General features: G+C 72.6%; 19 protein-coding genes. 2 read left to right on the top strand and 17 right to left on the bottom strand.

Going from position 1 to position 18,269, the window contains the following annotated elements; translation table 11 throughout:
• The 11 genes from JCO01S_RS13810 to JCO01S_RS13760 form a co-directional block, all read right to left on the bottom strand.
• Window positions 1-503, bottom strand: a 503-nt coding sequence (locus tag JCO01S_RS13810) for a DNA-3-methyladenine glycosylase (protein WP_369407299.1), incomplete at its 3' end; no start/stop codon positions are given.
• 2 nt (window positions 504-505) lie between these two features.
• The gene (argH, locus tag JCO01S_RS13805; RefSeq protein ID WP_068256937.1) at window positions 506-1,960 is read right to left on the bottom strand and encodes an argininosuccinate lyase; all 1,455 of its coding nucleotides are present in this window, start codon (window positions 1,958-1,960) and stop codon (window positions 506-508) included.
• On the bottom strand, window positions 1,957-2,475 hold the full coding sequence (locus JCO01S_RS13800) for an arginine repressor (protein WP_068256932.1): 519 nt from the start codon (window positions 2,473-2,475) through the stop codon (window positions 1,957-1,959). The genes argH and JCO01S_RS13800 overlap by 4 nt, the downstream gene beginning before the upstream one ends.
• Entirely contained in the window at window positions 2,472-3,407 is a 936-nt protein-coding gene (gene argF, locus JCO01S_RS13795; RefSeq protein WP_068256929.1) for an ornithine carbamoyltransferase, read from the bottom strand. The genes JCO01S_RS13800 and argF overlap by 4 nt, the downstream gene beginning before the upstream one ends.
• Complete coding sequence (locus JCO01S_RS13790) at window positions 3,404-4,615, bottom strand: acetylornithine transaminase (RefSeq protein WP_068256926.1); 1,212 nt, start codon at window positions 4,613-4,615, stop codon at window positions 3,404-3,406. Before JCO01S_RS13790 ends, argF begins: the two co-directional genes overlap by 4 nt.
• Window positions 4,612-5,574 carry an acetylglutamate kinase gene (argB, locus tag JCO01S_RS13785; protein WP_068256923.1) on the bottom strand — a complete coding sequence of 321 codons (963 nt, stop codon included), beginning with the start codon at window positions 5,572-5,574 and terminating at the stop codon, window positions 4,612-4,614. The genes JCO01S_RS13790 and argB overlap by 4 nt, the downstream gene beginning before the upstream one ends.
• Before the next feature lie 17 nt (window positions 5,575-5,591).
• Window positions 5,592-6,743: a bifunctional glutamate N-acetyltransferase/amino-acid acetyltransferase ArgJ gene (gene argJ / locus JCO01S_RS13780; protein ID WP_068256920.1), complete on the bottom strand. Its 1,152-nt coding sequence runs from the start codon at window positions 6,741-6,743 to the stop codon at window positions 5,592-5,594.
• Window positions 6,740-7,786 carry an N-acetyl-gamma-glutamyl-phosphate reductase gene (gene argC / locus JCO01S_RS13775; protein ID WP_068256917.1) on the bottom strand — a complete coding sequence of 349 codons (1,047 nt, stop codon included), beginning with the start codon at window positions 7,784-7,786 and terminating at the stop codon, window positions 6,740-6,742. Before argC ends, argJ begins: the two co-directional genes overlap by 4 nt.
• A gap of 42 nt (window positions 7,787-7,828) precedes the next feature.
• The gene (gene pheT / locus JCO01S_RS13770; RefSeq protein ID WP_068256914.1) at window positions 7,829-10,351 is read right to left on the bottom strand and encodes a phenylalanine--tRNA ligase subunit beta; all 2,523 of its coding nucleotides are present in this window, start codon (window positions 10,349-10,351) and stop codon (window positions 7,829-7,831) included.
• Entirely contained in the window at window positions 10,351-11,445 is a 1,095-nt protein-coding gene (gene pheS / locus JCO01S_RS13765) for a phenylalanine--tRNA ligase subunit alpha (RefSeq protein WP_068256909.1), read from the bottom strand. The genes pheT and pheS overlap by 1 nt, the downstream gene beginning before the upstream one ends.
• Window positions 11,446-11,490: 45 nt before the next feature.
• Window positions 11,491-12,333 (bottom strand): hypothetical protein, encoded by an 843-nt coding sequence (locus tag JCO01S_RS13760; protein ID WP_068256907.1) that lies wholly within the window; start codon window positions 12,331-12,333, stop codon window positions 11,491-11,493.
• 83 nt (window positions 12,334-12,416) lie between these two features.
• Between JCO01S_RS13760 and JCO01S_RS13755 the strand changes: the two genes are divergently transcribed.
• Window positions 12,417-12,872, top strand: a complete 456-nt coding sequence (locus JCO01S_RS13755; RefSeq protein WP_068256903.1) for a Fur family transcriptional regulator — start codon at window positions 12,417-12,419, stop codon at window positions 12,870-12,872.
• 49 nt (window positions 12,873-12,921) lie between these two features.
• A complete protein-coding gene (locus tag JCO01S_RS13750; RefSeq protein ID WP_068256899.1) occupies window positions 12,922-14,487 on the top strand; it encodes a catalase in 1,566 nt (521 codons plus the stop codon).
• Between the two features lie 65 nt (window positions 14,488-14,552).
• Here the strand turns inward: JCO01S_RS13750 and JCO01S_RS13745 are convergent, their stop codons facing one another.
• From JCO01S_RS13745 to priA, 6 genes are all read right to left on the bottom strand, one after another.
• A complete protein-coding gene (locus tag JCO01S_RS13745) occupies window positions 14,553-15,377 on the bottom strand; it encodes a TrmH family RNA methyltransferase (RefSeq protein WP_068256943.1) in 825 nt (274 codons plus the stop codon).
• A complete protein-coding gene (gene rplT / locus JCO01S_RS13740) occupies window positions 15,374-15,751 on the bottom strand; it encodes a 50S ribosomal protein L20 (protein ID WP_068256895.1) in 378 nt (125 codons plus the stop codon). Before rplT ends, JCO01S_RS13745 begins: the two co-directional genes overlap by 4 nt.
• Before the next feature lie 41 nt (window positions 15,752-15,792).
• A complete protein-coding gene (gene rpmI, locus JCO01S_RS13735) occupies window positions 15,793-15,987 on the bottom strand; it encodes a 50S ribosomal protein L35 (protein WP_068256892.1) in 195 nt (64 codons plus the stop codon).
• Window positions 15,988-16,028: 41 nt separating this feature from the next.
• A complete protein-coding gene (gene infC / locus JCO01S_RS13730) occupies window positions 16,029-16,583 on the bottom strand; it encodes a translation initiation factor IF-3 (protein WP_068256889.1) in 555 nt (184 codons plus the stop codon).
• A 296-nt stretch (window positions 16,584-16,879) separates the two neighbouring features.
• Complete coding sequence (locus JCO01S_RS13725; protein WP_245634452.1) at window positions 16,880-17,650, bottom strand: SseB family protein; 771 nt, start codon at window positions 17,648-17,650, stop codon at window positions 16,880-16,882.
• On the bottom strand, window positions 17,647-18,269 hold a 623-nt coding region (gene priA, locus JCO01S_RS13720; RefSeq protein ID WP_068256886.1), incomplete at its 5' end, for a bifunctional 1-(5-phosphoribosyl)-5-((5-phosphoribosylamino)methylideneamino)imidazole-4-carboxamide isomerase/phosphoribosylanthranilate isomerase PriA. The genes JCO01S_RS13725 and priA, both read right to left, overlap by 4 nt.

Raw genomic sequence — 18,269 nt, 5'->3', positions numbered from 1 at the left:
CCGGTCCGGACCAGCTGGTCCGGGACCGGCCCGTCCGGTCTGTGCAGGGCGAAGGGGGCCGACCGTCCCACGAGCGCCGCGCCGTCGTCCTCACCGGTGATCCCCACCGCCTTCGTGAGTCGCCCGGGCCCCCGGGCGAGGTCCCGCTCGGTGCTCTTCGGCCGCCGTTCCCGCACGAGGTCAGCACCGGCGAGCACCTCCCCGGCCCGCAGGAGGACTGCGGCGCACTCCCCCTTCGAGCCGCAGACGACGTTGCAGCACCAGTGGATGCCGTAGCTGCGGTAGACGTAGAGGTGGCCGGGCGGGCCGAACATCACCTCGGTGCGGGGGGTGCGGCCCCGGTACCCGTGCGACCCGGGGTCGTGTTCTCCCCAGTAGGCCTCGACCTCGGTCAGGCGCAGCGTCACGCCGCCGGCGACGAGGTGGGCGCCCAGCAGCGCTCGGGCCACCTCCGGCGGGTCGCCGGCGAGGTCGGCCCGGGTGAGACGCCCTCCCCCGGCCACGATCAGCGCACCTTCGGGCGGGCTCGTGCCCACCGCCCCAGCTCCTCGGTCAGGGCGGCCGCGCGCTCCAGCTGCTCGCGGACCCGGGCGGGGGCGGTGCCGCCCTTGCCGTCCCGTGAGGACAGCGAGCCCTCGACGGAGAGGACCTCCCGGACTGCTGGGGTGAGGTGCTCGCTGATGCCGGCGAGGTCCTCGTCGCTGAGCTCCCACAGCTCGATGCCGCGCTCCTCGCACACCCGCACGCACCCGCCGGCGACCTCGTGCGCCACCCGGAAGGGCACCCCCTGCCGCACGAGCCACTCGGCGATGTCGGTCGCGAGCGAGAAGCCCTGCGGCGCCAAGGAGGCCATCCGCTCCCCGTGGTAGGTGACGGTGGCGACCATCCCGGCGAAGGCCGGCAGCAGCAGCTCGAGGGTGTCGACCGCGTCGAAGACCGGCTCCTTGTCCTCCTGCAGGTCACGGTTGTAGGCCAGTGGAAGGGCCTTGAGGGTCGTCATGAGCCCGGCGAGGTCACCGACCAGGCGGCCAGCCTTGCCGCGAGCGAGCTCGGCGACGTCGGGGTTCTTCTTCTGGGGCATGATGCTCGACCCGGTGGAGAAGGCGTCGTCGAGGGTGACGAAGGAGAACTCCTTGGTCGCCCAGAGGATGACCTCCTCCGCGAGCCGGGAGACGTCCACGGCGGCCATCGCGGCGACGAAGCAGAACTCGGCGACGAAGTCACGCGAGGCGGTCCCGTCGATGGAGTTCTCGACCGAGGCGGCGAAGCCCAGGTCCCCCGCGACCGCCTCCGGGTCCAGTCCGAGGGAGGACCCCGCGAGGGCCCCGGACCCGTAGGGACTGAAGTCGGTGCGCTCGTCCCAGTCGACGAAGCGCTCGACGTCACGCAGCAGTGCCCACGCGTGGGCGAGGAGGTGGTGGCTCAGCAGCACCGGCTGCGCGTGCTGCAGGTGGGTCCGGCCGGGCATGGCGACGTCGATGTGGGCCCGGGCCTGGTCGAGCAGCGCCGCCACGACCTCCAGCAGCATCCCGGAGACGGTGCGGGCGTGGTCACGCAGGTACATCCGGAAGAGCGTGGCGACCTGGTCGTTGCGGGAGCGCCCGGCCCGCAGCCGTCCGCCGACGTCGCTGCCCGCCCGCTCGATGAGGCCGCGCTCCAGGGCGGTGTGGACGTCCTCGTCGTCGAGCGCGGGCTCGAAGGCCCCGGTGACCACGTCCTCCTCGAGCCGCCGGAGCGCGTCCAGCATCGCCTCGAGGTGCTCCTCCCCGAGCAGCCCGGCCGAGTACAGCACCCGGGCGTGGGCACGCGAGCCGGCGATGTCGTAGGGGGCGAGGCGCCAGTCGAAGTGCGTCGACTTCGACAGCGCCGCCAGTGCCTCGCTCGGCCCGCCCGCGAAGCGTCCGCCCCACAGGCTGAGACGCTCCTCGGCTCCGGACGGTGTCGGGTCGGTCGGGCTCACGGGTTCTCCTGGGTCTCGGCGGCGGGGTCGGTGGCGAGTCGCAGCAGCCGGGTGGCCAACGTGGCCCCGGCGCTCGACCCGGTGGTGATGATCATGATCGTGTCGTCGCCGGCGATGCTCCCGAGCACGTCGGGCAGGCGGGCGTGGTCGATCGCGGAGGCGAGGTAGTTCGCGGCCCCGGGCGGCGTGCGCACGACGACGAGCTGGCCGCTGGCCTCGGTGGAGACGAGCAGCTCCTCGCAGAGCCGCCGGAGCCGGTCGTCGACCTCCGCCCGGTCCACCGCGGCCCGGGGGGTGCGGTCGCCCCCTTCGCCCGGGACCGCGTAGACCAGGTCGCGGCCGGCGCGGACCTTCTCCGCCCGCAGCTCGAGCAGGTCCCGTGACAGCGTGGCCTGCGTGACCTCGATCCCGTCGCGGGCGAGCAGCGTGAGCAGCTCGGTCTGGCTGCGGACGGCGTGCTCCCGCAGCAGCTCGGTGATCCGGGCGCGGCGGCCGGACCGGGTGGTCGCGGTCACGGCATCGCCCCGAGCAGGAAGGCCAGCACGGCCTTCTGCACGTGCAGCCGGTTCTCGGCCTCGTCCCACACCACCGACCGCGGCCCGTCGATGACCTCGGCCTCGATCTCCAGGCCCCGGTAGGCCGGCAGGCAGTGGAGGGCGATGGCCTCGTCCGCCGCGTGGGAGAGCAGCTCCCGGGTCAGCGAGTAGCGGGCGAAGGGGGACGCCTCGCCGGTCCGTCCGGCCTTGTCCTCCTCCATGCCCATGGAGACCCAGGTGTCGGTGGCGACGGCGTGGGCTCCGGCCACCGCCTCGATCGGGTCGTCGGTGACGAGCACCGAGCCGCCCTGCTCCTCGGCGATCGCCTCGGCGCGCCGGACCACGTCGGCGGCCGGCTGGTGGGAGGAGGGCGTGCCGATGCGCACGTGCATACCAGCGAGGGTGCCGGCCAGCAGGTAGGAGTGGGCCATGTTGTTCCCGCCGTCGCCGACGTAGGTCAGTGACCTGCCCCGGGTGCCGCCGAGGTGCTCGCGCACGGTGAGCAGGTCGGCGAGCAGCTGGCACGGGTGGTAGTCGTCGGTGAGGGCGTTGACGACCGGGACGTCGACGTGGGCGGCCATCTCCTCGATGCGCTCCTGCCCGTGGGTGCGCCAGACGATCGCGCCCACCTGCCTGCCGACGACCCGGGCGACGTCGGCGACCGACTCGCGCGTGCCGATCTGCGCGAGGTTGCCGTCGACGACCATCGGGTAGCCGCCGAGCTCGGCGACCCCGGTGGTGAAGGAGAGCTGGGTGCGCAGCGTCGGCTTGTCGAAGATGATCGCCACCGCCTGCGGACCGGCGAGCGGCTGGATGAGGTGACGCTCGGCCTTGAGCCTCGCGGCGAGGTCGAGGATGCTCTCCTGCTCCTGCACGTCCAGGTCGTCGTCCGCGAGGAAGTGTCTGGTCACGGCTGCTCCTGTGCGGCCTGCTCGAGGATGCCCGGGAGGGCTCCGACGAATCCGGCCAGCTGCTCGGTGGTGATGGTCAGTGGCGGCGCGAGACGCAGTGTGTCGGGCGCGACCGGGTTGAGGATGTATCCCTCGCGCCGGGCGACGACGGCGACCTCGCGGGCGATCGGCCGGGCGAGGACGACGGCGCGCAGCAGCCCGGCGCCGCGCACGCCCGCGACGAGCGGGTGGGCCAGGTCGGTGACGCCACGGGCGAGCTCCAGGCCGGCCACCGCGGCGTGCTCGACGAGGCCGTCGCGCTCGATGGTGGCCAGCACCGTGAGCGCCGCACTGCAGGCGAGCGGGTTGCCGCCGAAGGTGGTGCCGTGCTGCCCCGCGGTCAGCAGCCCGGTCAGCTCCTCGCCGAAGGTGACGAGCGCGCCGATCGGCACTCCCCCGCCGAGCCCCTTGGCCACGGTGATCGCGTCGGGGACGACCCCCTCGTGCTGGTGGGCGAACCAGGCGCCGGTGCGCCCGATGCCGGTCTGGATCTCGTCGAGGACGAGCAGCGCCCCGGCCTCGCGGGTGATCTCGCGGGCCGCGGCCAGGTACCCGGGGGGCGTCGGGACGATGCCCGCCTCGCCCTGGATCGGCTCGAGGAGGACCATCGCGGTCCCCTCGTCGACCGCGGCGCGCAACGCCTCGACGTCACCCGCGGGGACGTGGGTCACCTCGGGCAGCAGCGGCTCGAAGGGGGCCCGGTAGGCCTCCTTGTGGGTCAGCGAGAGCGCCCCCACGGTCCGGCCGTGGAAGCCGCCGCCGACGGCGACGAGACCGCTGCGGCCGGTGCGACGGGAGAGCTTGATCGCGGCCTCGACGGCCTCCGATCCGCTGTTGGCGAAGAAGACGCCGGAGCCCTCCGGGGCGTCCGCCACGCGCAGCAACGACTCCGCCGCCTCGATCTGCGCCGGGGTGGTGAAGAAGTTGCTCACGTGGACCAGCTGCGCGGCCTGCTCCGAGATCGCGGCGACGAGGTCGGGGTGGCCGTGGCCGAGCGCGTTGACCGCGATGCCGCCGAGCAGGTCCAGGTAGCAGTTCCCGTCGGAGTCCCACACCCGGGCACCGTCCCCGTGGGTGAGGACGAGCCCCGGCAGGCCGAAGACGCCGAGGTGACTCTCGCGGTAGCGCCGCAGCAGCGCCTCCTGCTCCTGCGAGACGGTGTTGGTCACGACGGGCTCCCTTCGAGGACGTCCTGCTGGTCCTCCTCCTCGTCGGGGAGGATCATCGTCCCGAACCCCTCGGAGGTGAAGATCTCCAGCAGCATGGAGTGGGGCTGGCGTCCGTCGACGACGTGGGCCTGGGGGACCCCCTTCGTCACGGCGTTGATGCAGGACTCCAGCTTCGGGATCATGCCGGTGGCCACCTTCTCGAGCAGCTCCCTGGCGCCGGAGGCGCTCAGGTGGGAGAGCAGCGAGTCGCGGTCCGGCCAGTCGGCGTAGATGCCCTCGACGTCGGTGAGGACGACGAGCTTCTGCGCCTGCAGCGCGACCGCCAGCGCGGAGGCCGCGGTGTCGGCGTTGACGTTGAGGACCTGCCCGTCGACGTCGAGGTCGGGGGCGATCGTCGAGACGACGGGGATGCGCCCGGCGTCGAGGATGTCGAGCACGGCCGTCGGGTCGACCGTCTCCACGTCACCGACGAGGCCCAGGTCGACCGGTTCGCCGTCGACGAGGACCGAACGGCGCCGGCCGCCGAAGAGGCCGGCGTCCTCGCCGGAGAGGCCGACCGCGACCGGGCCGTGCTGGTTCAGCAGCCCGACGAGCTCCCGGCCGACCTGGCCGGTGAGCACCATCCGCACGACTTCCATGACCTCGGGTGTGGTCACGCGCAGGCCGGCCTTGAACTCGCTCGCCAACCCGAGCCGGTCCAGCATCGCCTGGATCTGCGGGCCTCCCCCGTGCACGACGACGGGCCGCAGCCCGGCGTAGCGCAGGAAGACGACGTCCTTGGCGAAGGCCTCCTTCAGCGCCGGGTCGGTCATCGCGTTGCCGCCGTACTTGATGACCACGAGGGCGCCGCGGAAGCGCTCCAGCCAGGGCAGTGCCTCGACGAGCGTGCTCGCCTTGCCGCGGGCGACGCGCAGCGCTGCGGCGTCGATGGCCCCGCGCAGGGATGGGTCGGTGGGCATGTGTCCCTCGTCCTCGGTCAGGTGGAGTAGGCGGAGTTCTCGTGGACGTAGTCGTGGGTCAGGTCGTTGGTCAGCACCGTGACCTCCTCCGACCCGGCCCGCAGGTCGACCTCGACGCGCACGTCACGCGCCTCGAGGTCCACGAGCGAGCGGTCCTCCCCCACCCCGCCCGCGCGGCAGACGGTCACGCCGTTGATCGTGACGTCGAGCTCGTCGGGCTCGAAGGTCGCCGAGGTCGTGCCGACCGCGGCGAGCACGCGTCCCCAGTTGGGGTCCCGCCCGAAGATGGCGCACTTGAAGAGGTTGTTGCGCGCGATGCTGCGAGCCACCTCGAGCCCGTCCGCCTCGCTCGCGGCACCCCGCACGACGATCTCGATGTCGTGGGCGGCCCCCTCGGCGTCGCCGATGAGCTGGCCGGCCAGGTCGGAGCAGACATCCCGCAGCGCCTCGGTCAGCTCACCATGCCCCACCTGCCGGCCGGAGGCCCCGGAGGCCATGACGAGGACGGTGTCGTTGGTCGACATGCACCCGTCGGAGTCGATCCGGTCGAAGGTGGTCCGCGTCGCCTCGCGCAGGGCGGCGTCCAGCTCCGCGGCGGTCGTCACCGCGTCGGTGGTGACGACGACGAGCATCGTCGCCAGAGCGGGGGCGAGCATGCCTGCCCCCTTCGCCATGCCGCCGACGCTCCAGCCCTCCCGGGCGGCCACCGAGGTCTTGGGCACGGTGTCCGTCGTCATGATCGCCTCGGCGGCCGTGGTCCCGCCGTCCGGGCCGAGGCCCTCGGCGGCCGTGGTGATGCCGGCGAGGAGCCGGTCCATCGGGAGCAGCTCCCCGATGAGGCCGGTGGAGCAGACGGCGACGTCCCCGGAGGAGACACCGAGGGCCTGCGCGGTGTGCTCGGCCGTGGCGTGGGTGTCGCCGAATCCCCGCGCGCCGGTGCAGGCGTTGGCGCCGCCGGAGTTGAGCACGACCGCGTCCACGCGGCCGTCGGCCACGACCTGCCGGGACCACGTGACGGGTGCCGCCTCGACGCGGTTGGTCGTGAAGACCGCCGCACCGTGGTGGTCGGGTCCGTCGTTGACGACGAGGGCGACGTCGGAGCGGCCGCTGGGCTTGAGGCCGGCGGTGATGCCGACCGCGCGGAAACCGGCGGGGGTCGTCGTGCTCACGGGGCCACCCCCGTCGTCGGCAGGCCGGTGGTCTCGGCGAGGCCGAGGGAGAGGTTCATGCACTGGACGGCGGCGCCGGCGGTCCCCTTGGTGAGGTTGTCCTCCGCGGCGACGGCCACGACCCGACCGGCCCGCTCGTCGAGGGTGACCTGCACGTGGACGAGGTTGGAGCCGAGGACGCTGCCGGTGTGCGGCCAGCTGCCCTCGGGCAGGAGGTGGACGAAGGGCTCCTCCGCATAGGCCTCCGCCCAGGCGGCGCGCACGGAGGCGGCGTCGGCCCCCTTCGCCGCCCTGGCGGTGGTGGTGGCCAGGATCCCGCGAGGCATCGGGGCCAGGGTCGGGGTGAAGGAGACGCTGGCGGCCCGGCCGGCGGCGACGGAGAGGTTCCGCTCGATCTCGGGGGTGTGGCGGTGGCCGCCGACCCCGTACGGGGACATCGCGCCCATCGCCTCGGAGGCCATCAGGTGGGGCTTCGCCGAGCGGCCGGCCCCGGTCGTGCCGGAGGCGGCGACGATGACGACGTCCTCGGCCTCGACGACCCCCGCCGCCAGGCCCGGTGCCATGGCCAGGCTCGCGGCCGTCGGGTAGCAGCCCGGCACCGCGATGCGGCGGGCGCCGCGCAGGTCCGCGCGGTGGCGGCTGCCGTCGGCGCGGAGCAGCTCGGGTATCCCGTAGGGCCAGGTCCCGGCGAAGGGGGTGTCGTAGTAGGCGCTCCAGTCCGCCTCGTCGTCGAGGCGGAAGTCCGCGCCGCAGTCGATGATCGTCACGTCAGCGGGCAGCTGCTCGGCGAGGGCTGCCGAGTGCCCGTGCGGCAGGGCGAGGAAGACGACGTCGTGGCCGGCGAGGGTCGTGGCGTCGGTGGGCTGGAGGACCCGGTCGGCCAGGGGCTGCAGGTGCGGTGAGAGGGCTCCGAACCGGGTCCCGGCGTTGCCGGACGCGGTGAGCGCCCCGACCTCGACCTCCGGGTGGCCCAGCAGCAGTCGGGCGATCTCGGCTCCGGCATAGCCGCTGGCTCCGGCGATGGCTGCGCTGATCACGTGCATGAATATACGCGCCCATACAGGGTCATGCAATGCGACCGGCGGTCACCGTTGCTGCGCCCCCGTGGCCTCCGCGGTGGCGGCGACCGCCGCGTCACGCAGCCGGCTGACCTCCTCGGTGGTCAGGGTGCGCCCGTCGGCGCGGAAGGTCAGCCGGTAGGCGAGGGACTTTCGCCCCTCGCCGGTCTGCTCGCCGCGGTAGACGTCGAAGAGCGCGACGGACTCCAGGTCCTCGCCGGCGCCCTCGCGCAGCGCCTCCTCGACCGACCGGGCCGGGACCGACTCCGCCACGACGAGTGCGACGTCGGTGTTGGCCACGGGGTAGGTCGAGAGCTGCCGGGGGCGCACGGGGGTGCCCGCGGCCGCGGTGACGGCGTCGAGGTCGAGCTCGGCGGCCACGGTGCGGGCCGGCAGCTCGACCGCGGCGACGACCTTGGGGTGCAGCTCGCCCGCGTGGCCGACGACCTCCCCACCCGACAGGGCGAGCGAGACGCAGCGACCGGGGTGGAAGGGGGCCCGCTCGGCGGCGAGCACCTCCAGCTCCAGGCCGAGGCTCTCGCCGATCACCCGCGCCCAGGCGACGGCGTCGGCGGCACCGACCGGACGGGCCGGACCCCAGGGGCCGCGCGGCGCGGCGTTGCCGGCGGCGGCGATGCCGATGTGGCGTGGCTGGGGCGGGACGTCCTCGACGATCCGGCGCAGCGTCTCCGGGTCCGGGAGCTCACCGCCGGCGGGCACCGGGATGGGCCGTACCGGGCCGGCGGTGACCTGCCCGATCTCGTAGAGCGCGGCATCCGTGTGTCCTCGCGAGACGTTGCGGCGCAGCGTGTCCAGCAGGCTGTCGAGGATGGACGTGCGCATGAGGGGCGCCTCGTCCCGCAGCGGGTTGGCCAGGCGGACGGTGGTCCGGCGCGGATCCTGCGCGTCGTAGCCGAGCTGGTCGTGCCGGTCCTCACCGACGAAGGGGTAGGAGAGCACCTCGACGAGGCCTCCGGCTGCGAGGGTGCGGGCCACGGTGCGACGGGCTCGCTGGTCGGGGGTGAGCCCACGACCGGCGGTGGCGCGCGGGACCACCGAGGGGATCTGGTCGTAGCCGCGCACCCGCGCGACCTCCTCGACGAGGTCCGGCCCGTCGACGAGGTCGCCTCGCCACGTGGGCGGCACGACCTCGAGCAGCTCGGCAGCGTCGGTGACGCGGCACCCGATCGCGGTCAGGGTGGCGACGACCTCGCTCGACGGGTAGTCCAGGCCGATGTAGCGGCTGGGCAGGGCCGGGTCCATGGGGATGGTGCGGGGCGCCCGCGGCTCCCCCACGTCCGTGCCGGTCCCCTCGGCGCGGCCGCCACCGTGCTCGACGAGCAGGTCGACGGCCAGCTGGGCGGCGGCTGCCGCGACGGCCGGGTCGACCCCCCGCTCGAACCGGCGGGAGGCCTCCGTCGTCAGGCGGTGCCGGCGGGCCGAGCGGGCGGTGCTCACCGGGTCGAAGTGGGCGGCCTCGACGAGCACGTCGCTCGTGCTCGCGGTGACCTCGCTGGTGGCACCGCCCATGACGCCGGCGATGCCCAGCGGGGTGGTGCCGTCATCCGTGATGAGCAGGTCCTCGGGGTCCAGGGCGCGCTCGACGTCGTCGAGGGTGGTCAGGGTCTCCCCCGGTCGCGCCCGCCGGACCTCGATGGCCCCCGAGAGGGTCCCGAGGTCGTAGGCGTGCAGCGGCTGGCCGAGCAGCATCATCACGTAGTTGGTGACGTCGACCGCCAGCGAGATCGGGCGCATGCCGACCTCGGTCAGCCGGCGACGCATCCAGCGCGGCGACGGGGCCGAGGCATCGATGCCCCGCACGACCCGCGCGACGAAACGGTCGCAGCCGGGAACGCCGTCGATCGGGGCGTCGTCGGTGATCCGCACCTCGTGACCGGGCCCGGTCGCCTCGGCGACCGGGACGTCCGCCGGGTCGACGAAGGGGGTCCCCGCGGACAGGGCGTACTCGCGGGCGATCCCGCGCATCGAGAGGCAGTAGCCGCGGTCCGGGGTGACGTTGACCTCGACGGTCTCGGCGTCCAGGCCGAGGACCGGGATGAGGTCGTCACCGGGTGCCAGTCCGGCGAGCAGCTCGGGGCTGTCGGCGAGGTACTCGGTGAGCACGATGATGCCGTCGTGGTCCTCGCCGAGGCCGAGCTCGAGGGCCGAGCAGATCATCCCGGCGCTCACGTGCCCGTAGGTCTTGCGGGCGGAGATCTCGACGTTGCCGGGCAGGCAGCCGCCCGGCAGGATCACGGCGACGAGGTCACCCACGTCGAAGTTGTGCGCACCGCAGACGATGCCCTGCGGCTCGCCGGTGCCATTCGCCGCGGCGACGTCGACCTGGCACCAGTTGATCGTCTTGCCGTTCTTCTGCTCCTCGGGCACGCGCTCGAGGACCCGGCCGACGACGAGGGGTCCGGTGACCCCGCCGCTGAGGATCTCCTCCTCCTCGAGGCCGACGCGCACGAGGGTCTCGGCGACGTCCGCCCCCGTCGCGTCCGGGTCGACGTCGGTCAGCTCACGCAGCCACTCGATCGGGGCCCGCATCAGATCTCCATCCCGAATGCGCTCGAGAAGCGCACGTCTCCCTCGATGATGTCGTGCATGTCGGCGACGCCGTGGCGCAGCATGAGCGAGCGCTCGATGCCGAGGCCGAAGGCGAATCCGGTGTACCGGTCCGGGTCGACGCCGGCGGAGGCGAGCACCCGGCGGTTGACCATGCCGGAGCCGCCGAGCTCGATCCACCCGGTGCCGCCGCAGGTGCGGCAGCGCGCGTCCTCGCCCTGGCAGACCCAGCAGCGGCAGTCGATCTCGGCGCTCGGCTCGGTGAAGGGGAAGTAGTTCGGCCGCAGCCGGGTGATGATCCCCTCGCCGAAGAGCCCCTGGACGAAGGTGTCCAGCGCGCCGCGCAGGTGGGCCATGGTGATGCCCTCGTCGACGACAAGGCCCTCGAACTGGTGGAAGACCGGCGTGTGGGTCGCGTCCAGGTCGTCGGTGCGGAAGACCTTGCCCGGGCAGAGCACGTAGATCGGCGGGGTGCGCTCGAGCATCGTGCGGATCTGCACCGGCGAGGTGTGGGTGCGCAGGATGACCCCACCGTCCTGCGGCTCGACGAAGAAGGTGTCCTGCTCACCGCGGGCCGGGTGGTCCTTGCCGATGTTGAGGGCGTCGAAGGTCAGCCACTCGGACTCGATCTCCGGGCCCTCGGCGATCTCCCACCCCATGCCGACGAAGATGTCCTCGATCCGCTCGGTGACGAGACTGATCGGGTGGCGCGCACCGAGGCGGTGGTGCGGCGTGCCGACGGTGAGGTCGAGGGTCTCCTCGACGAGGATCCGCTCGTCCCGCTCGGCCTCCAGCTCGGCCTGGCGGGCCTTGAATGCCTGGGCCACGCGGCCGCGGGCCTGCCCCACTCGCTTCCCGGCCTCGGCCTTCTCGCCCGGGGGGAGCCCGCCGATCTCACGGTTGGCGAGCGCGAGTGGACTCTTGTCGCCCTGGTGGGAGTGGCGGATCGACTTCAGCCCGGCGAGGTCCGTGGCACCGGCGCAGGCGTCGAGCGCGTCCTGCACGGCCTGCTCGATCGCCTCCGGGTCGAGCGCGGCGACCGGTACCGGGTCGTGGTTCGTGTTGGGTCCTGACACGGTGCCAGAGTCTACGGTCACCCGCCGCGGGACCGCCCGGGGGTTTCACCGCGGCGCGGGCGGGAGCGGGATCTCCTGGAGCAGGTACCGGGGCAGCAGGGGCGGCCTCGTCAGCCGGGCCAGCCAGCCGGGGGCGGCGGCCAGCACCTGCTGCCGGTACGGGGCGGCGCCCGACTCCGCGGTGACGACGAGGTGGCGGCCGCGGACGACGACGCCCTGGGAGAGCACCCCGAGGCGGGCGACCCCGCGCCACCGGCCGGTCGCCGCGTCGAGCCGGTAGAGGGTGGACCGACGCCGCACCCCGCGGCTGCGCACCACCCAGAAGCCGTCGGCGTCACGGGCCACCCCCTGCAGGTTCGGTGGGGCGGTCCACTCCCGCACCGGCGCCCACCCGACCCCGGGCGAAGGGAGCCGACCTCCCGGCTCGAGGAGGTGGTCGTGGACCAGGCCGGGTCGGCCGTTGCGGTACCGCGCGGTGTAGAGGTGCCCGTCGTGGACGCACAGCGTCGACCCGGAGGCGGTCTCGTGCCGCTGCAGCGGCCGGACCACGTCGCCGCCGGCGGCGCGCAGCTGCGCGAGGGAGTAGCGCTGGACGAAGGTGCCGGGCTCCCCCTTCGCCCCGTTGCCGGAGACGTAGACGTCGTCTCCCGCGACGGCCACTCCCCCGTAGTGGGCGTTGCCGAGCAGCCGGGCGAGGGCCACCGGACCGCCGTCGGCGGGTTGGATCGCGAGGAGACCGCGCTGCTGGTCCCCGTGGTCGTACATCGTGTGCACGAAGGCATCGCCGGCCGCGTCGTACCCGAGGCCCTGTGGCGTCCAGGCGATCCCGTCGTGCGGCACCGGGATCGGCAGGTCACCGGCGCTGCCGTCGGCGTCACGGGGGTCCATGCACCGACGGTATCCGCCCGCGGCGAGGGTCGGCAGGAGCTTTTATCTTGACCGATTCAAGTCTTGGTGGGATTCTGGTGTCGATGACGACACCACTCGACGCCGGAAGCGCGGCCACGCTGCTGCGGGGAAAGTCGCTGCGCGTGACCTCCCCCCGCATCGCGGTTATGCGTGAGCTCTCGGAGCATCCGCACGCGGATGTCGAGACCATCACCAGGGGGGCCCGTGAGCGGCTCGGCTCGGTGAGCACCCAGGCTGTCTACGACGTCCTCGCCGCCCTCGCCGGCGCCCGGCTCGTCCGGCGCTTCGAGCCGGCCGGTCACCCCGCGCGCTACGAGCTCGAGCTCGGCGACAACCACCACCACCTCGTCTGCCGCAGCTGCGGCTCGATGATCGACGTGGAGTGCGCCCCCGGCGAGGCCCCGTGCCTCGAGGCGGCCGACGACCACGGCTTCGCCATCGACGAGGCGGAGGTCATCTACTGGGGCATCTGCCCCACGTGTGCCGATGCCCGGAAGGGCGCCCCCGATCGGGCCTGAGGCCCCACACCTGCAGTTCCCCACCCCATCAGAGAAAGAGGAGCAGCACATGTCCACCACACCCTCGCACCCCGAGAGCAGGGCGGACGCCACTGGTGGCCTCGACGCCTCCGGTCCTTCCACCCAGGTCAACGGCGCACCGACCGTCAGCGACCGCAACAGCCTCTCCGTCGGCAGCAACGGTCCACTGCTGCTGCACGACACCCATCTCGTCGACACCCTCGCGCACTTCAACCGGGAGAACGTCCCGGAGCGCAAGCCGCACGCGAAGGGAGCCGGCGCCTTCGGTCGCTTCGAGGTGACCGGCGACGTCTCGAAGTACACCAAGGCGGCCGTCTTCCAGCCGGGGGCCAACACCCGGATGCTCGCCCGCTTCTCCACCGTCGCCGGTGAGCTGGGCTCGCCGGACACCTGGCGTGACGTGCGTGGCTTCGCGCTGCGCTTCTACACCTCCGAGGGCAACTTCGACCTCGTCGGGAACAACACGCCGATCTTCTTCCTGCGCGACCCGCTGAAGTTCCCCCACTTCATCCGCAGCCAGAAGCGCCTGCCCAGCTCGGGTCTGCGGGACGCGACGATGCAGTGGGACTTCTGGACCAACAACCCCGAGTCCGCCCACCAGGTGACCTACCTCATGGGCGATCGTGGTCTGCCCCGCTCCTGGCGGAACATGAACGGTTACGGCAGCCACACGTACATGTGGGTCAACGCCTCCGGCGAGCGGTTCTGGGTCAAGTACCACTTCCACACCCAGCAGGGCGTGGAGGGCATCACCAACGACGTCGCCGAGCGGATCGCCGGTGAGGACGCCGACTTCCACCGGCGCGACCTCTACGACGCGATCGAGCGCGGTGAGCACCCGCAGTGGACGCTCTTCGTCCAGGTCATGCCGTACGAGGACGCGAAGACCTACCGCTTCAACCCCTTCGACCTGACGAAGATCTGGCCGCACTCGGACTACCCGCTCATCGAGGTCGGCACCATGACCCTCGACGAGAACCCGGTCAACTTCTTCGCCCAGATCGACCAGGCGGCCTTCGCGCCGAGCAACACCGTGCCGGGCATCGGCTTCTCGCCCGACAAGATGCTGCTGGGCCGGGTCTTCGCCTACGCCGACGCCCACCGGGCGCGGATCGGACCGAACTTCCACCAGCTCCCGGTCAACCGACCGGTGGTCGAGTCGCAGAACCACTACACCTTCGACGGGCCGATGCGTTACGAGCACTCCGGTGACGCGCCGACCTACATGCCCAACAGCTTCGGTCGCCCCCATGCGGACGAGCAGGGCCCGGTCGACGACGGCTGGGAGACCGACGGCGAGATCGTGCGCTCCGCCTACCAGCTGCACGCCGAGGACGACGACTTCGGCCAGCCGGGGACCCTCGTGCGCGAGGTCTTCTCCGACGCCCAGCGCGATCGCCTCGTCGAGACGGTCGCCGGGTCGCTCGCGGGCGTGCAGGACCCGGTCCTGTCCCGGGTCTACGAGTACTGGACCAACGTCGACGCCGACATCGGACGTCGCGTCAAGGAGGCCAACGAGGCCGCCGACGGCGGCGCCGTCGACACCGGGAACGTGCTGCGGGAGGCCGAGCAGCACAGCCCGCCCACCGGCTGACCCAGGACGGGGCGAAGGGGGTGGGACCGGCTGGTCCCACCCCCTTCGTCGTGCCTCGCTCGTCCTCAGGCGCGCTGTACCCGGGCGGAGGCGTAGAGGCAGATCGTGCTCGCCATCGCCAGGTTCAGCGACTCCGCCCGGCCGTGGATCGGCACCCGCAGGACCTCGTCGCAGGCGCTGCGGATCTCCTCCGGCAGGCCCCAGGCCTCGTTGCCCATGACCCAGGCGTGCGGCGCGGTGAGGTCGGACTCGTCGATGGTCCGCGAACCGGCGCCGTCCGCGGCGAGGCTGCGCACGCCTGCCTGCGAGAGCGCGGCCAGGGTCGCCCCGATCTCCAGGCCGGTGACGACGGGCAGGTGGAAGAGCGAGCCGGCGGTGGAGCGCACCACCTTCGGTGAGGTGAGGTCCACGGAGGCGGCGCTGACGAGGACCGCGTCGGCGCCCGCGGCGTCGGCCGCGCGCACGACCGTCCCGAGGTTGCCGGGGTCGCGCACGTGGGTCAGCAGCACGAGCAGCCGGGGCGAGCCCGCCAGGACCTCCGCGAGCGTGGTCGGTGCCTGGTCCACGACGGCGGCGACGCCTTGCGGCGTCTCCGCGTCGCACATCGCGGCGAGGACCTCTTCGCTCACCGTGTGGACGTAGCGGCCCTGCTCGCGGGCCGGCTCGACGAACTCGGCGTACCGCTCGGCCGCCTCGTCGGTGACGTAGAGGTCGCGTACCCGCTCCGGTGCCCAGCGCACCGCCTCGCGCACGCCCTGGGGTCCCTCGACGAGGACCCGGCCGGTGCGACGACGCACAGAACGCCGGGAGAGTCCGCGCACCTGCTTGACCCGCTCGGACGCGGGATTGGTCAGGGGCGGACGCTCCCGGCGTCCGGGGTGTTCGCTCAGGCCGAGGCCTTGGCGTCGGCGGGCACGCCCGCCTTGGCCACCTCGACGAGGGCGGCGAAGGCGGCCTCGTCGTTGACAGCCAGCTCGGCCAGCATGCGGCGGTCGACCTCGACCTCGGCCGCACGCAGTCCCTGGATGAACCGGTTGTAGGTCATGCCGTTGGCGCGGGCACCGGCGTTGATCCGCTGGATCCACAGGCGACGGAAGTCGCCCTTCTTCTGCCGACGGTCCCGGTAGCTGTAGGTGAAGCTGTGGGTGACCTGCTCCTTCGCCTTCCGGTAGAGGCGGGAGCGCTGGCCCCGGTATCCGCTCGCCCGCTCGAGGACGACCCGACGCTTCTTGTGGGCGTTGACCGCCCGCTTCACGCGTGCCACGTGATTCTCCTTCTCAAGTCAGTGGTCGATGAGGCCTTCGGTCAGCGACCGAGCAGCTTCTTGATCTTCTTCTCGTCGGCCTTGGAGACCACGACGTCGTTCGCGAGGCGCCGCGCGTGCTGCGGGGTTTTCTCGTGGAACTTGTGGACGTGGTTGGCGCGCTCGCGCATGACCTTGCCGGATCCGGTCACCCGGAAACGCTTCTTGGCGCCGCTGTGCGTCTTGTTCTTCGGCATGTCGCCGATCTCCTTCGTTGTGCTTGCTGGTCTGGGGCCGGTCAGGACTGGGCGGAAGCGTCGGCCTCGGCCTCCTGCTCCGCCTTCTCCCGGTCCTTCTTCCGCCGTGCCTCGGCACGGGCCTCGGACTTCTTGCGGGTCGGTGCGAGCACCATGACCATGTTGCGACCGTCCTGCTTCGGCGCCGACTCGACGGTGCCGAGCTCGACGACGTCCTCCGCCAGGCGCTGCAGCAGCCGGAAACCCAGCTCCGGGCGCGACTGCTCACGCCCGCGGAACATGATCGTCACCTTGACCTTGTCCCCCGCCGAGAGGAAGCGCTCGACATGGCCCTTCTTGGTGCCGTAGTCGTGGCTGTCGATCTTCGGCCGGAGCTTGATCTCCTTGATGATCGTGTTGACCTGCTTCTTGCGCGCTTCGCGCGCCTTCATGGCCGCTTCGTACTTGTACTTGCCGAAGTCCATGAGCTTGGCGACCGGAGGCTTGGCCTGCGGGGCCACCTCGACCAGGTCGAGGTCGGCCTCTGCCGCCAGACGGAGTGCGTCCTCGACACGAACGATGCCGACCTGCTCCCCGTTGGGTCCGACCAACCGCACCTCCGGGACACGGATACGGTCATTGATGCGAGGCTCGCTGATGTGCTGCTCCTTAGCTCAGGTGGTCCGCAGACGAAGAAAGGCTCCCCGTCAGTCGCGAGGAGCCTCACCAGAGCGCGAGCACGATCACCGACGCCCACGATCCTCATGCGGATCGGCACGTCGGAACGTGTCGTGACCTGGGACCCGGCAACCGTGGGTTGGCGCGGGTGGGAGTGGCTCCTCTTGCGTCACCGCAGCGCGGTGACCGGTCACGACCCACGGTACCAGCGCCCTCCGGCGTCGTGGAAATCGGGTCAGGTGATCGTGAAACCGAGCCCGTCGATGCGCGAGCGCACCTCGTCCTGGGCCGCCAGCTCCTCCGCCACGGTCCCCACGAGGGCCTCGATTCCTGCCTGGTCGAAGCCGGGCGCCAGGGTCAGGGTCACCTGCAGGACACCGGAGCCGTCCCGGGGACCGGGGCCCACGGCGGCCTCGGTGATCTCCGAGTAGCGGGAGCAGACGTCCGCGACCGCCTCGCGCACGACCTCGTCCTCGTGGGCGACGGTCCACTCCCGGCCCTGGGCCAGCGCCCACACCATGGATCCACGCACCTCGAAGGCCTGCTCGCTCGCGCAGTCCAGGACCATCAGGTCCGCCTGCTCGCCGATCGCGGAGCGGGCCGCGGCCTCCGCCCGAACCGGCACCGGCCGCAGGCCGGTGTCGAAGGCCTGCAGGTCGGCCAGCGAGCTGAAGATCGGCAGCGCCGTGCGCCCGTCGGGGTTCTTCAGCAGCACGACGGCCATGTCGGCCTGCTTGTCCGCCTCCAGGCCGGACTCGCTCGTCGTGCTCTCCACCTCGAGCGCGGTCATCGGCACGAAGACGCGGGCACCGGCCAGGCGCGTCACGACGTCGGCCTCACCGCCCTCGCGCAACGCGCGGGCGAGCTCGTGGTCGGCCTCGCCCCCGTCGCCGGAGAAGTCCCCCGGCGGAAGGTTGCGCCCCTGCCACGGCACGCCTGCGGAGTCCACGGGTCGGCCCGAACGGCCGAGGCCCGTGGGCAGGTTCTCCGGCCCGGGGGTGCTCACGGCCGCCCCGCTACGTCCAGTGCTTCGCCCAGTTCCACACTTCCCTTGTACAGGGCGGAGCCGATGATCGCACCTTCGACGCCGGTCGGGACGAGCTCGCGCAGTGCGCGCACGTCATCGATCGTCGTGACGCCCCCGGAGGCGACGACCTTGGCCTCGGTGGCCTCGCACACGTCACGGAGCAGCTGGAGGTTCGGCCCGGCGAGCATCCCGTCCTTGGCCACGTCCGTGACGACGTAGCGGGCACAGCCGGCGGCGTCCATGCGGGCGAGGGTCTCCCAGAGGTCGCCACCCTCGCGGGTCCAGCCGCGTGCGGCGAGCGTGGTTCCGCGGACGTCGAGCCCGACGGCCACTCGCTCGCCGTGCTCGGCGATGGCCCGTGCCGTCCACTCGGGGTCCTCGAGGGCGGCGGTCCCGAGGTTGACCCGGGCGCACCCGGAGGCCAGGGCGCCGCGGAGGGACTCCTCGTCGCGGATCCCGCCGCTCAGCTCCACCTTGACGTCGAGGCGCCCGACGATGTCGGCGAGGAGGTCCCGGTTGCTTCCTTCGCCGAAGGCCGCGTCCAGGTCCACCAGGTGGATCCACTCCGCACCGGCCTCCTGCCAGCGGCGGGCCGCCT

The sequence above is a fragment of the Janibacter corallicola NBRC 107790 genome (genome assembly GCF_001570965.1).
GTDB classification, from domain to species: Bacteria; Actinomycetota; Actinomycetes; order Actinomycetales; family Dermatophilaceae; genus Janibacter; species Janibacter corallicola.
Note: the sequence above shows the minus strand (reverse complement) of the source record. Positions and strands in the feature narration are given on the sequence as shown.